13 protein-coding genes are annotated in these 12,187 nt (G+C 66.8%); 9 read left to right on the top strand and 4 right to left on the bottom strand.

The window, feature by feature from the left end:
* The first annotated feature begins 1 nt into the window (after window position 1).
* From metG to ACSQ24_RS11915, 3 genes are read left to right on the top strand one after another with little or no spacing between them, the layout of a single operon-like run.
* Window positions 2-1,561: a methionine--tRNA ligase gene (metG, locus tag ACSQ24_RS11925; protein ID WP_436094878.1), complete on the top strand. Its 1,560-nt coding sequence runs from the start codon at window positions 2-4 to the stop codon at window positions 1,559-1,561.
* Window positions 1,561-2,361 (top strand): TatD family hydrolase, encoded by an 801-nt coding sequence (locus ACSQ24_RS11920; protein ID WP_436094877.1) that lies wholly within the window; start codon window positions 1,561-1,563, stop codon window positions 2,359-2,361. The genes metG and ACSQ24_RS11920 overlap by 1 nt, the downstream gene beginning before the upstream one ends.
* 8 nt (window positions 2,362-2,369) lie before the next feature.
* A complete protein-coding gene (locus tag ACSQ24_RS11915) occupies window positions 2,370-3,173 on the top strand; it encodes an MBL fold metallo-hydrolase (RefSeq protein WP_436094876.1) in 804 nt (267 codons plus the stop codon).
* Between the two features lie 184 nt (window positions 3,174-3,357).
* On the opposite strand, the gene ACSQ24_RS11910 is transcribed toward ACSQ24_RS11915, so the two are convergent.
* Window positions 3,358-3,864, bottom strand: coding sequence for a winged helix-turn-helix transcriptional regulator (locus ACSQ24_RS11910; RefSeq protein ID WP_436094875.1), 507 nt, complete (start codon window positions 3,862-3,864; stop codon window positions 3,358-3,360).
* A 66-nt stretch (window positions 3,865-3,930) separates the two neighbouring features.
* Here ACSQ24_RS11910 and ACSQ24_RS11905 point away from each other — a divergent pair, with 66 nt between their 5' ends.
* Window positions 3,931-4,419 carry a MaoC family dehydratase gene (locus ACSQ24_RS11905; RefSeq protein WP_436094874.1) on the top strand — a complete coding sequence of 163 codons (489 nt, stop codon included), beginning with the start codon at window positions 3,931-3,933 and terminating at the stop codon, window positions 4,417-4,419.
* A gap of 152 nt (window positions 4,420-4,571) precedes the next feature.
* A complete protein-coding gene (locus tag ACSQ24_RS11900) occupies window positions 4,572-5,552 on the top strand; it encodes a Bug family tripartite tricarboxylate transporter substrate binding protein (RefSeq protein ID WP_436094873.1) in 981 nt (326 codons plus the stop codon).
* A 12-nt stretch (window positions 5,553-5,564) separates the two neighbouring features.
* On the opposite strand, the gene ACSQ24_RS11895 is transcribed toward ACSQ24_RS11900, so the two are convergent.
* Window positions 5,565-6,116 carry a regulatory protein RecX gene (locus ACSQ24_RS11895; RefSeq protein ID WP_436094872.1) on the bottom strand — a complete coding sequence of 184 codons (552 nt, stop codon included), beginning with the start codon at window positions 6,114-6,116 and terminating at the stop codon, window positions 5,565-5,567.
* A 230-nt stretch (window positions 6,117-6,346) separates the two neighbouring features.
* Between ACSQ24_RS11895 and ACSQ24_RS11890 the strand changes: the two genes are divergently transcribed.
* A complete protein-coding gene (locus ACSQ24_RS11890) occupies window positions 6,347-6,646 on the top strand; it encodes a hypothetical protein (RefSeq protein WP_436094871.1) in 300 nt (99 codons plus the stop codon).
* A gap of 87 nt (window positions 6,647-6,733) precedes the next feature.
* On the opposite strand, the gene arfB is transcribed toward ACSQ24_RS11890, so the two are convergent.
* Window positions 6,734-7,153, bottom strand: coding sequence for an alternative ribosome rescue aminoacyl-tRNA hydrolase ArfB (gene arfB / locus ACSQ24_RS11885; RefSeq protein WP_436094870.1), 420 nt, complete (start codon window positions 7,151-7,153; stop codon window positions 6,734-6,736).
* Window positions 7,154-7,293: 140 nt separating this feature from the next.
* On the opposite strand from arfB, the gene mazG reads away from it, so the two are divergent.
* Window positions 7,294-8,130: a nucleoside triphosphate pyrophosphohydrolase gene (gene mazG / locus ACSQ24_RS11880; protein ID WP_436094869.1), complete on the top strand. Its 837-nt coding sequence runs from the start codon at window positions 7,294-7,296 to the stop codon at window positions 8,128-8,130.
* 60 nt (window positions 8,131-8,190) lie between these two features.
* Here mazG and ACSQ24_RS11875 read toward each other — a convergent pair whose 3' ends face one another.
* Window positions 8,191-9,036, bottom strand: coding sequence for an invasion associated locus B family protein (locus ACSQ24_RS11875; protein ID WP_436094868.1), 846 nt, complete (start codon window positions 9,034-9,036; stop codon window positions 8,191-8,193).
* Between the two features lie 241 nt (window positions 9,037-9,277).
* Between ACSQ24_RS11875 and ACSQ24_RS11870 the strand changes: the two genes are divergently transcribed.
* Together ACSQ24_RS11870 and ACSQ24_RS11865 are read left to right on the top strand one after the other, a co-directional pair.
* Entirely contained in the window at window positions 9,278-11,128 is a 1,851-nt protein-coding gene (locus tag ACSQ24_RS11870) for an ABC transporter substrate-binding protein (RefSeq protein WP_436094867.1), read from the top strand.
* 14 nt (window positions 11,129-11,142) lie between these two features.
* On the top strand, window positions 11,143-12,171 hold the full coding sequence (locus ACSQ24_RS11865; protein WP_436094866.1) for an AMP-binding protein: 1,029 nt from the start codon (window positions 11,143-11,145) through the stop codon (window positions 12,169-12,171).
* The last annotated feature ends 16 nt before the right edge of the window (window positions 12,172-12,187 follow it).

The raw sequence follows: 12,187 nt of genomic DNA, 5'->3' as shown, positions 1-12,187 counted from the left end.
CATGGCCTCGGCCCCGACCTTCTACATCTCGACCGCGATCTCCTATCCGAACGGTGCGCCGCATATCGGCCACGCCTATGAGGTCGTCGCGGCCGACGCGATCGCCCGCTTCAAGCGCCTCGACGGCTTCGACGTTTATTTCCAGACAGGCACCGACGATCACGGCCTGAAAATCTTCCAGGCGGCCGCCAAGGAAGGCCTGACGCCGAAGGAACTGGTCGACAGCACGGCGCCGCGCTTCAAGGCGATGGCCGATGCGCTGAACTGCGCTTATGACCGCTTCATCCGCACAATCGATGCCGACCACCTCCCGTCGACCCAGGAACTCTGGCGCCGGATGGAGGCCAATGGCGATATCTATCTCGACCGTTATGCCGGCTGGTATTCGGTGCGTGACGAGGCCTATTACGGCGAGGAGGAGACTCATCTCAACGCCGATGGCGTCCGTATCGGCGGGCAGGGCACGCCGGTCGAATGGACCGAGGAGGAGAGTTATTTCTTCCGCCTCTCGGCCTATCAGGAGCGGCTGCTGGCGCATTACGAGGCCAACCCGTCCTTCATCGGGCCGGAGACGCGCCGCAACGAGATCGTCTCCTTCGTCAAAGGCGGGCTGCAGGATCTCTCGATCAGTCGCACCACCTTCGATTGGGGCCTGCCGGTCCCGGGCGATCCGAAGCATGTGATGTATGTCTGGGTCGACGCGCTCAACAATTACGTCACCGGCTGCGGCTTCCCCGACGAGAGCGACCCGCGCTGGCGCTTCTGGCCGGCCGACGTCCACATCATCGGCAAGGACATCACGCGCTTCCATTCGGTCTACTGGCCGGCCTTCCTGATGTCGGCCGGCCTGCAGCTGCCCAAGCGCATCTTCGGCCACGGCTTCCTGCTCTCCAAGGGCGAGAAGATGTCGAAATCGGTCGGCAACGTCGTCGACCCGTTCGCGCTCGCCGACACCTATGGCGTCGACCAGCTGCGCTATTTCTTCCTGCGCGAGGTCTCCTTCGGTCAGGACGGCAACTACAGTCACGACGTGATCGTCGGGCGCATCAATGCCGACCTCGCCAACGATCTCGGCAATCTGGCACAGCGCTCGCTCTCGATGATCGCCAAGAATTGCGAGGGCAGGGTACCGCCGGCCGGCGCGTTGACCGAGGCGGACCTGGCGATGCTGGCACAGGCCGATGGGCTTCTCGCGAAGACACGCGCCGCCATGCAGGATTTCGCCTTGCATGTCGTGCTCGCCGATATCTGGGCCGTGGTCGCGGAGGCCAACCGCTATTTCGCCAACAACGAGCCGTGGAAGCTCTCCAAGAGCGACCCCGCCCGGCGCGATACGGTGCTCTACGTCACGATCGAGGCGATCCGGCAGGTTGCGATCCTGGTCCAGCCGGTGATGCCTGAGGCCATGGCGAAGCTGCTCGACTTGCTGGCGGTTCCCAGCGAAGCGCGCGACTTCGCGGCGCTCGGCGAGAGCGCCCGCCTTGCCTCGGGGACGGCCCTGCCGGCGCCGAGCGCGGTCTTCCCGCGCTATGTCGAGCCGGAAGGCGGCGAGGCGGCCTGATGCTGATCGATACGCACTGCCATCTCGATTTCCCGGATTTCGCCGAGGATATAGAGGCTTACGTCATGCGTGCGGAAGCGGCCGGCGTCGGCCGCATGGTGACGATCTCGACCCGAGTCGCGCGCTTTGCGAGGTATGCGGCGCTGGCCGAGCGTTTCCCGTCGGTCTGGTGCACGGTCGGCACGCATCCGCACGGCGCCCATGAGGAACTCGACGTCACGGTCGAGCAGTTGGTCGAGCTGGCGCGTCATCCGCGCTGCGTCGCCATTGGCGAGGCCGGGCTTGACTATCACTACGACAAGAGCCCGCGCGAGGCGCAGGAGCAGGGCTTGCGCACGCACATCGCCGCGGCGCGCCAGACCCAGCTGCCGCTGGTGATCCACTCGCGCGAGGCTGACGACGACATGGCGGCGATCCTGCGCGAGGAAATGGGGAAGGGCGCCTTCCCTGCCATCCTGCACTGCTTCACGGCCGGCGAAATGCTCGCCCGCACCGGCGTCGAGCTCGGGCTTTACGTCTCCTTCTCGGGCATCCTGACCTTCAAGACCTCCGAGGCGCTGCGCGCGATCGCCCGCGACATCCCGCTGGAGCACCTTCTGGTCGAGACCGATGCGCCCTACCTCGCCCCGACACCCTATCGCGGCAAGCGCAACGAACCGTCCTATGTCGTTGAAACCGCGAAGGTTCTCGCCGATGTCAAGGGCGTCTCCTTCGACGAGATCGCCAGGATCACCACGGAGAACGCCAGGCGCTGCTACTGGAAGATGGATCACGCGGCGCCAGTGGCGCAGGTCGCCTGACGCGCCGCATGAGCCTGACCGTCACCATCCTCGGCTGCGGCTCATCCGGCGGCGTGCCGCGGCCGGGCTCCGGCTGGGGCGCCTGCGATCCGAACAATCCCAAGAACCGTCGGCGGCGCTGCTCGCTATTGGTCGAGCGCCGCGGCACGGACGGCACGACGAGCGTGCTGATCGACACCACGCCCGACCTGCGCGAGCAACTTCTGTCCGCGAACGTCACGCGGCTCGACGCGACGCTGTTCAGCCATGACCATGCCGACCATACCCACGGCATCGACGATCTGCGCGCGCTCGTGCTGCACATGCGCAAGCGCATCCCAGTCCATGCCGACGCGGTGACCGGGGCGACGCTGCGGGAGCGCTTCGGTTATCTGTTCGAGACACCGCCCGGCAGCCTCTATCCGCCGATCCTCGATCTCGCGCCGCTGGCCGCCGGCGAGGCGCTGGCGATCGATGGTCCTGGTGGTGCGATCGAGACGCTGCCGTTCCGGCTCGAGCACGGCCCGAACTATGATGCGCTCGGCTTCCGCTTCGGCGGCCTCGGCTATGCGCCGGATGTCAGCGCGATCCCGCCGGAAACGCTGGCGGCGATGAGCGGGCTCGACATTCTGATCCTGGATTGCCTGCGGGAGGCGCCGCATCCCAGCCATTTCAATCTGGAGCAATCGCTGGAGGCGATCGCGCAGCTCAAGCCGCGCCGTGCGATCCTGACGAACCTCCATGTTGATCTGGATTATGCCAGCCTGTGCAAGCGCTTGCCGGACAACATTGAACCGGCATTCGATGGCATGACGATCGACATCCGAGCTTAGGGCGCGCTTTCAGGGCGCCATCTGGATATCAATTTAAGTTCCATAATATGTCTTATGCGAATCGAACTTGCCTCGGTTCGCGGGCATCCTGGCCCGTCATGAAGCTGGCTGACTGACCGACAGATTCAGCCGAAACAGAACCTCCCCGAGGTCCTCACGCCGACCGCCATCGGAGTTCCCTGGTTCAGCGTTGTCCATGTCCGCGAAGGGCGCTGCGGCGCTCTGCGCGTTCGACTGCGAACGTTTCCCCGATCACAGCCCGAGCGTCGCGCGCGCCGAAGGGTTGGTCGCAGGCCGAACAGGTCAGCGTGAGACCTGTCGCGTGTCCGCAGCCACAGTGGACCACTGCGATCGCTGGCTGGCCATTTGCGTCAAGGCCGCCCCAGCTTTCCCCCCACGACTTCAGCCCGAGCAGGATCGGATAGAGAGCGAGCCCCTTCTCCGTCAGGCGGTACTCGTGCCTGGCCGGGCGGTCGCTGTAACGACGCCGGCCGACCACACCGTCAGCCTCCAGCCGCTTGAGCCGGCTGGAGAGAAGATGGGACGACATGCCGGTCTGGGCCTGGAATTCCTCGAAGCGTCGCGTCGCCAGGAAGAGCTCACGCAGGATGAGCATTGTCCAGCGGTCGCCGACAACGGCGAGCGCACGCGCGATCGGGCAAACCGTGCCGCCAACCTCGGACCAGCCCATATTGACTCCCTTCAAAAATTGAAGTGATTTTGCCTGCAAAGGCTTACTCAGACAAGAGGAAGGCCCATGCACGCGAACGACGACGAATCTATCCGGCGCCATCCGCAGTATCTCGACGACTTCAAAGCTGGCGATCGCATCAGCTCCGGTAGCTTCGAGGTGACCGCGGAGCTGATCCGATCCTTCGCCGAGCTCTACGATCCGCAGCCGATGCACATCGACGAGGAAGCGGCCCACCAGACGATCTTCGGCGAATTGGTCGGCAGCGGCTGGCAGACATTGGCGATCACCATGCGGCTTCTGGTCGATGCCAAGCTGCTCGGCGGCAACCCCATCATCGGCGCCGAATTCGCGAATCTGCGCTTCCACCGCCCAATGCGCCCAGGCGACAGCCTCAAGGCGATCGCCGAGGTGCTGCAGACTCGCCCGTCGCGCAGCCGCAATGACCGCGGGTTCATGGATCTGCAGGTCACCACGACGAACCAACACGATGAGACGGTTCTGACACAGGCCTGGACACTGATCGTGCCGACGCGCACCGCCGTCCATGACTGACGGCGGCAGTATGGCCGGGAGCCCCTGCTTTCGTCGGGTTGCCATTTCGATAGGGCGATGCGCTAAATCGTTGCAACGCTCGGCAATCGCATGAAGCGCAATCGCAAGGGCCTTTGAAGAGCCCGGGGAAAATCTCAAGGGAGGTCTGTTCGATGGTGAAGTCCGGCTGGCTCGGCGCGCTTGCGCTTGCCACCTTTGCTCAGCTTGTCCCGGCTGTCCCGGCGACGGCTCAATCCTGGCCGCAGAAGCCGATCAGCTTCATCGTGCCGTTCCCGGCCGGCGGCGGCACCGACGCTTTCGCCCGGCCCCTCGCCGCCCAGCTCGAACAGCAGGTCGGCCAGCGCATCCTGATCGACAACCGCGGCGGTGCCGGCGGCACGGTCGGCGCCTCGGCGGCCTCGAAGGCCGCGCCGGACGGCTACACCTTCTTCATCGGCGCCGCGCACCATGCCATCGCGCCGGCGCTCTATCCCAGGCTCGACTACAATATCCAGACCGACTTCATCCCGATCGGGGTGATCGCCCAGCCGCCGCAGGTCGTGGTGGTCCATCCGGGCAAGGTCCAGGCCAAGACGCTGGCCGAGTTGATCGACTACGCCAAGAAGAACCCCGACAAGCTGAACTACGGTTCAGCCGGCAACGGCACCACCCACCATCTCGCCGGCGAGCTGTTCAAGCTCACCACCAAGGTGAACCTGACCCATGTCCCCTATCGCGGCGCCGGCCCGCTGATGCAGGACCTCGTCGCTGGTCAGGTCGATCTCGCCTTCGACGGCCTCGGCTCGTCCGCAGCGCAGATCGCCAGCGGCACGCTGCGGGCGCTCGCCGTCGCTGCGCCCAAGCGCGCCAGCGCCTTCCCGGACGTGCCAACCACCGCCGAAGCGGGCGTGCCGGGCTACGAGGTCTCGACCTGGTACGCGATGTGGGCGCCGAAGAACACGCCGCCCGAGATCGTCGCCAGGATGACGGCCGAGGTACAGAAGGCGCTGGCCGCGCCGATGGTGAGCACGGCCTGGCAGAAGAACGGCTCGGAAATCCCGAACCTCTACGGGCCGGCCTTCGGCGACTTCGTCAAGTCGGAGGTGGCGCGCTGGGGCAAGGTCGTGGCCGAGGCCAACGTCAAGCCTGACTGAGCGAGTGGGCAGTCACAGGCCCTCACCCGCGTCGTCGATCACGGCGCGGGCGATCGTCAGGCTGAAGCCGGCCCGCGCCAGCGTCGCGATGTGCTTCTGGCGTTGCGCGGCCCGGTCGCCGCGGCTCCATGGTCCCAGGCGCTTGCGACGGGCAGCGACACGCGCCGCCGCCAGCTCGGCGTCCTCGTTAGGGACAACCATCTCGGCGACGAGCTCGCGCCCAACGCCCTTGGCGGCAAGCCCTGCCGCCACGGCGCGTGCGGACCGCCCCTTGCGACGCAGGCTCTGCGCCCTCGCCTCCGCGAACCGGCGGTCATCGACCAGGCCGGAAGCAACGCAGGACGTCACGATCTCGTCCACCATCGCCCGGAACGCCTGCGGGTCGAGCCCGTGATGCCGGCAGCTGCGCTCGACCTTGCGCTGCAGGACGCGCCGCAACTGCGCCTCCGGCACCGAATAACGTTCGAGATAATAGAGAGCGGCGCGCCGCAAATAGGTCGCGGTGATCCTCTTGGGCGCGGGTCGTGCTCCCAGCGATCTCTCATCCTGTTCGACCTCGGTCACATCGGCCCCCTGCCCGCATCTCGGCTCGCGTTGCGGGATTCGCCTCATATTGGGCCTGACTAAGGCCAGCCTCTCGCGAAATCACCTTCGAAATCTCTCAGAATGGTCAAACCCCGTGGTTTGCATCGTGCGTGCGTCGCTCGTGCTTCGCAAAGCGCGGCAGCCGATCGCCTCGCGGGCGGCGCAACAGATCGGCCGCGCCCCGTCGCGCAACCACCGAGGAGAAGCTAATGAAGGCTATCAAGACGTCCGTGATCGTGCTCGCCGCGTCGGCCCTGCTGGCCGGCCCCGTCCTGGCCCAGGGTGTCACGACCGATACCCAGACTCGCAGTCAGACCAGAGGGACGACCTCCGCGCCCGGCGCCGCCGGCGGCGCCGAAACCGGCGTCGATACACAGGTCGGCGCTCCCGGCGCGAAGGCCGGCGTCAAGGCCAAGGCGGGCACGGCGGGTGGCGTCGAAGCACCGGCCGGCACAGCCAAGAGCAGCGCTGGCGCAGCCGGCAAAGCCGGCGCGGACGTCAAGCGCTGACGGGCCGAAAACCCAGGCACCAACTGCAATGGGTTCCGAGGTGAGGCCGAGCCATCGGCCTCACTTTTTTGGCGACGCCCTCGCGCGCTAATCCAGCCCCGGCTTGCCTCTGCCCGACTTGACCGAGGAGCGCCGCTCCTTTGAGGCGAGGCGCCGCTCCTTCGAGGCCTTGGTCGGCTTGGTCACCCTACGCACCTTCGGCCGCACCTCGGCCTTCCGGATCAGCTCGATCAGCCGCGCCAGCGCTTCTTCGCGGTTGCGGCTCTGGCTGCGATGTTCCTGCGCCGAGATGACGATGACGCCGTCCTGCGTCAGCCGGCTGCCGGCGAGCTTCATCAGGCGGATCGCCACATCATTGGGCAGCGACGCCGAGCGGCGGACATCGAACCGAAGCTCGACCGCGCTCGAGACCTTGTTGACGTTCTGCCCGCCCGGACCGGAGGCGCGCACGAAGCTCTCCTCGATCTCGCTCTCGTCGATCGCAATGGACGGCGTGACTTGAATCATGGGAGGAGGCTAACCCAACGCATGCTCCGCAAAAGTGGAAACCGGTTTTGCGGCGAGAGCATGCTTATCCTAATTTGCGCGAATTCCGATCGTAGGGCCGGAACAGCCCTACGGAAAGCGCGCGTCGGAGAATTGCAGCGATGAAGCCTTCGCGTGACATCGAGCGCCTGATCGAGATCATGGCGGCCTTGCGCACACCCGGCACGGGCTGTCCCTGGGATCTCGAGCAGGACTTTGCCTCGATCGCGCCCTACACCGTCGAAGAAGCGTATGAGGTCGCCGACGCAATCGCGCGGGGCGATCTCGTCGACCTCAAGGACGAGCTTGGCGACCTCTTGCTGCAGGTCGTGTTCCACGCCCGCATGGCGCAGGAGCAGGACTCCTTCGCCTTCCCCGATGTGGTCGAGGCGATCACCACCAAGCTGATTCGCCGGCACCCGCATGTCTTCGGCGAGGCCCGCGACCTGTCGCCCATCGAGGTCAAGGCGCTCTGGGGACAGATCAAGGCGCAGGAAAAGGCGGACAAGGCCCGCGCGAGGGCTGAGGCCGGACTGCCGGAGCCCGCTGACGCCAAGGGCGTGCTCGCAGGCGTTCCAACCACCCTGCCCTCGCTGACCCGCGCCTGGAAGCTGCAGGCCAAGGCCTCGACCGTCGGATTCGACTGGAACAACGCCCGGCTGGTGCTGGACAAGATCCGCGAGGAGACCGCCGAGATCGACGAGGCGCTCGCCAGTGGTGACAAGACTGCGATCAAGGAGGAGATCGGCGATTTGCTCTTCGTCATCGCCAACCTCGCCCGCCATGTCGACGCCGACCCGGAGGCTTGCCTCACCGCGGCCAACGCCAAGTTCGAGCGGCGCTTCGCCGGCATCGAGGCGGCGCTGGAGCGCCAGGGGCGCGAGCCGCGGCAGGCCTCGCTCGAGGAACTGGAGGCGCTCTGGCAGCAGGTCAAACGCGCCGAGCGCGCGACCTCCTAATTAAACGAAAACGCCGGGCGCGAGGCCCGGCGTCGATAATCATCTTGTCTGATCGGCAGATCAGGGCTTCGGAGCCGGAGCGGGCGTCGCGCCCGGAGCGGGAGCCAGACCGGGAACCGCTGGCGTACCGGGAGCCGGCGCTGCGCCGGGGGTGGCGTCGGCCGCGCCGCCGCCAAGGCGCTTGCGCAGCTCCTCCTGACGCTTGGCGAGCTCGTCCTGCAGCGCCTTTTGCTGCTCTTCCAGCACCTTGGGATCGATCGGCGCGCCGTCGAAGCCCTTGGCGAAGTCCGAGAGCGGGATCGAGAACGAAACTTCGCGGGCCGCCTGGTTCTGGACGCTGATGTTGAGGTTGGTGCCCTTCTTCATCGCGTTGATGAAGTCGTCCTTGACCTGCGCCTCGGCGAAGCAGCCATTCGGGAAGCAGACTGCATAGCGGCCCGGCGACGGCTGCGCGGTGTCGACACCAAAGCGGATGCCCGGCTGCAGCAGCAGGCCGAGCGGCATCAGGAAGCGCACGATCTTGTTGGGATCACCCTTCACGTCATAGACCGCGACGGCGAGCACCGGTTGGCCCTGGTCCGAGACGAAGTCGCGCGTGGTGTAGCAGATTTCCTTGTTGGCGGCCTGATCCTTGCCGCAGACCTTGGTCCAGGTCGTCTGCGACGGCTCGGGCTTGACCTGAACGACGGTCGGGCCGGTCTGCGCGGCCTGGCCCTGGGCCGGCTGCTGCGCCGGGGCGGGCTGCTGCGCCGGCTGGGCCGGACGGCTCGCCGGGCGCTGTGGCTGCTGGGCGAGCGAGGCGAAGGGAGCAAGAGCAACGGCGGCGCCCAGCACGAGCGCGAGGCCGCGGACCGTGCTCTTCGCGGTGGCGCCCTGGCTCTGGGACAGGCGGGTCGAAGCTGACATCTGCGATTCCTTGACCATCGAAACTTGTTCGGCTGCCGAAGCTGGCCGCTTACATCACCCGAGCGCTCAACCGGCAAGGCGCCGGAGCCGATTGCGGCGTGAGCACATCAAGCGCGATTGAGGCGTTTGAATGACGCCCGGCCCTGCGTTTAGCGACTTCTTTCGCCGGTTTCCAGCCCGAAGAGCGCGGCGCGACAAGTTTGATCGCATGTTATCCTGCGGCAGGGAATCAGGTTTGAGCATGTATCGACGCATCAGCGCCTCGGCGCGCCCGGTTTGGGTTTTCGGGCTCGTCCTTGCGAGCCTCGCGGCGTTCGGCCTCGTGGGCGGAGCGCGCGCGACCGCTGCCGAAAACGACAACGCCATCGCCATGCACGGCGAGCCTGCGCTGCCCAAGGGGTTCGAGCACCTTCCCTATGCCGATCCCAAGGCGCCCAAGGGCGGGCGAATCATCTTCGGCCAGCAGGGCACCTTCGACAGCCTCAACCCCCTGATCGTGCTCGGCGTCGCACCGGACGCGGTGCCTCGCTACGTCCAGCAGAGCCTGCTCTTCCGCTCCGCCGACGAGCCGTTCACCGCCTATGGCCTGCTGGCGAGCAAGGTCGAACTCAACCCGGAACGAACCCGCCTCGCCTTCCAGATCGATCCGCGCGCCCGCTTCTCGGATGGCAAACCGGTTACCGCTGAAGACGTGATCTTCACCTTCGAGATGCTGAAGGCCAAGGGCAAGCCGTTCCACCGCTCAAGCCTGTCGCGGGTGACCAGGGCCGAAGCGCCCTCGCCCGACCGCGTCGTGTTCGAGCTCGGCGACGGCTCCAACCGCGAACTGCCGCTGGTCATCGGCGCCATGCCGATTTTCGCCAGGCACGCCACCGACGCCGAAAAATTCGGCGACACCAGCTTCAAGCCGGCGCTGGGCTCTGGTCCCTATCTGGTCGAGGAGGTCAAGCCCGGCGAGATGCTGCGCTTGAAGCGCCGCAAGGATTTCTGGGCCGAGGAGCATCCCCTCACCCGCGGGCTCTTCAACGCCGAGGAGATCAGGTACGACTTCTATCGCGACTCCAATGCCTTATTCGAGGCTTTCAAGGCTGGACTTTATGATGTCCGTCTCGAAAGCGACCCGACACGCTGGATGACCGGCTACGACGTCCCGGCCGTGCGCGACGGCCGGATCATACGCGACACACTCCGCTTCAGGGCGCCGAAGGGCATGACCGGCCTGGTCTTCAACACCCGCCGGGCGCAGTTCGCCGATATCCGCGTCCGCGAGGCGCTGGCCATGCTGTTCGACTTCGAATGGGCTAACCGCAACCTGTTCCACGGCGTCTACCGCCGCGCCGGCAGCTTCTTCGCCGATAGTGAGCTCTCGGCGCTCGGTGTACCGGCCGATCAGCACGAGAAGGCGTTCCTCGCTACTTTCCCAGGCGCCGTACGCGACGACATCCTTGCCGGAACCTGGGCCCCGGCCGCGACCGACGGCTCCGGCCGTGACCGGGATCAGGCCCGCCGCGCGCTCGACCTGCTGGAGGCGGCCGGCTACCGGATGCGCGACGGAGAGCTGCGCAACGGTGACAAGGGCGAAGTCTTCAGCTTCGAGATCACCGTCACCAACCGGCCGCAGGAGCGGCTGGCTTTGAACTACGCGACCTCGCTGGCCCGGCTCGGCATCGCTGTCTCAGTCCGGCTGATCGACGACGTCCAGTACTGGCGCCGGCTTTCGGCCTTCGATTTCGACATGATCCAGTGGACCTGGCCGGCTTCGGCCTCGCCAGGCAACGAACAGGTCGGGCGCTGGGGTTCGGCCAATGCCGAGCGCAAGGGCGCGCTGAACTATGCCGGCGTGCGTTCGCCGGCGATCGACGCGACGCTGCAGACGCTGCTGGCGGCACGCTCGCGCGAGGGCTTTGTCGCCGCCGTGCGCACGCTCGACCGGCTGCTTCTCTCCGGCTTCTACGCAGTGCCGCTCTACTATCTGCCAGAGACCTGGCTGGCGCGTTCGCGCGAGATCGCCCTGCCCGGGCGGCCGCCGACATACTTCCTTTCCAATGAGACGCTGGCGCGGCTGCCCGCCCCGCCTGCGCCCGCCAACTAGGCCGGCCGATGCGGATGAGCTCTGACGAAATCTCCATCGGCGCGCTGGTCGAAGGGCTCGATTTCGACAGCCTGCTCAAGGCGCTCGCCACCCGCCGCGGCTATGAGCCGGCCTTTCGCGACCCGCCGGGCCGGCGCGACTGGAGCGATTTTTCGCCGAATGCCTTCGGTTTTGCCGAGCTCGACAGCCGCGTCGACCGGCTCGCCAATCTGCTGCTGCTGGCCAGGCCCCAGCCCGGTGCCTGTGTAGCGATCCTGGCGCCGCTGGGCCCCGAGGCGCTGGTCTCGACCCTCGCCAGCCTGCGGGCTGGTCTCTCGCCGATGATCCTGCCGGCCCATGCCACGGAGGCGGAGCTGCTGCGCCTGATCGAACGCTCCGGCGCCGTGATGGCGCTCGGCGTACCGCGGATCGGCGACCTCAGGCCATTACATCTGTTGCGCGATGTCGCCGCGCGCTCCTTCGGCATGCGTTTCCTCGGCGGTTTCGGGATGCAGGTGCCGGACGGCGTCGCGGCACTCGAACCTCTGCTCGGCCACGGCGCCACACCGGCAACGCTGGCACCGGCTGCCGTCCGGGCACCGATCCGTGTGGTCGACGGCGATAGCCTCGCCGGCCCCTTCGCCGTCAGCGAGAAGGAAGTGCTGGTCAAGGCGCTCGAAATCTCGCGGGTGCTGAAGCCGCTCGCCTCGTCGCGGCTGATCACGACTCTCGTCGGGGGCGACCTTGCCGCGCTCGCGACGGGCCCCGGTATCGCGCTCCTGACCGGCGTCGAGCTGCTGCCGCTCGGCCTGTTCGTGCTCGACGACCTGCGCGCCTGCCTGGAAGGCGGCCGCATGGTCCATCTCGTCATTCCCGCGGCGATGGAGCCTGCGCTCGCCCGCTCGAAGCTCGGCAGCCACAAGGCGTTGGCCAGCCTCGTGGTCACCCGTCGCATTGGCGAGGATGACGGGCTGCCGCGCCTCGACCGGCAAGACCTCGCCATCGTCGATGTCATCACGCATGCGCCGGAGCGGGTCGAAGTCAGGCGGCGTAATCCGGATTGAGCCTCGCCGTCATGCT

This window comes from Allobosea sp. LjRoot237 (assembly GCF_964253285.1).
GTDB lineage: Bacteria > Pseudomonadota > Alphaproteobacteria > Rhizobiales > Beijerinckiaceae > Allobosea.
The sequence above is the reverse complement of the archived record's forward strand: the minus strand, read 5'-3'. Positions and strand labels throughout refer to the sequence as shown.

What these genes read in the sequence shown, in the direction of transcription:
- ACSQ24_RS11870 (WP_436094867.1), top strand. Translation starts at nt 9,278, where the DNA reads ATGTATCGACGCATCAGCGCCTCGGCGCGCCCGGTTTGGGTTTTCGGG.
- mazG (WP_436094869.1), top strand. Translation starts at nt 7,294, where the DNA reads ATGAAGCCTTCGCGTGACATCGAGCGCCTGATCGAGATCATGGCGGCC.
- ACSQ24_RS11900 (WP_436094873.1), top strand. Translation starts at nt 4,572, where the DNA reads ATGGTGAAGTCCGGCTGGCTCGGCGCGCTTGCGCTTGCCACCTTTGCT.
- ACSQ24_RS11910 (WP_436094875.1), bottom strand. Translation starts at nt 3,864, where the DNA reads ATGGGCTGGTCCGAGGTTGGCGGCACGGTTTGCCCGATCGCGCGTGCG.
- metG (WP_436094878.1), top strand. Translation starts at nt 2, where the DNA reads ATGGCCTCGGCCCCGACCTTCTACATCTCGACCGCGATCTCCTATCCG.
- ACSQ24_RS11875 (WP_436094868.1), bottom strand. Translation starts at nt 9,036, where the DNA reads ATGTCAGCTTCGACCCGCCTGTCCCAGAGCCAGGGCGCCACCGCGAAG.
- ACSQ24_RS11920 (WP_436094877.1), top strand. Translation starts at nt 1,561, where the DNA reads ATGCTGATCGATACGCACTGCCATCTCGATTTCCCGGATTTCGCCGAG.
- ACSQ24_RS11865 (WP_436094866.1), top strand. Translation starts at nt 11,143, where the DNA reads ATGAGCTCTGACGAAATCTCCATCGGCGCGCTGGTCGAAGGGCTCGAT.
- ACSQ24_RS11905 (WP_436094874.1), top strand. Translation starts at nt 3,931, where the DNA reads ATGCACGCGAACGACGACGAATCTATCCGGCGCCATCCGCAGTATCTC.
- ACSQ24_RS11890 (WP_436094871.1), top strand. Translation starts at nt 6,347, where the DNA reads ATGAAGGCTATCAAGACGTCCGTGATCGTGCTCGCCGCGTCGGCCCTG.
- arfB (WP_436094870.1), bottom strand. Translation starts at nt 7,153, where the DNA reads ATGATTCAAGTCACGCCGTCCATTGCGATCGACGAGAGCGAGATCGAG.
- ACSQ24_RS11915 (WP_436094876.1), top strand. Translation starts at nt 2,370, where the DNA reads ATGAGCCTGACCGTCACCATCCTCGGCTGCGGCTCATCCGGCGGCGTG.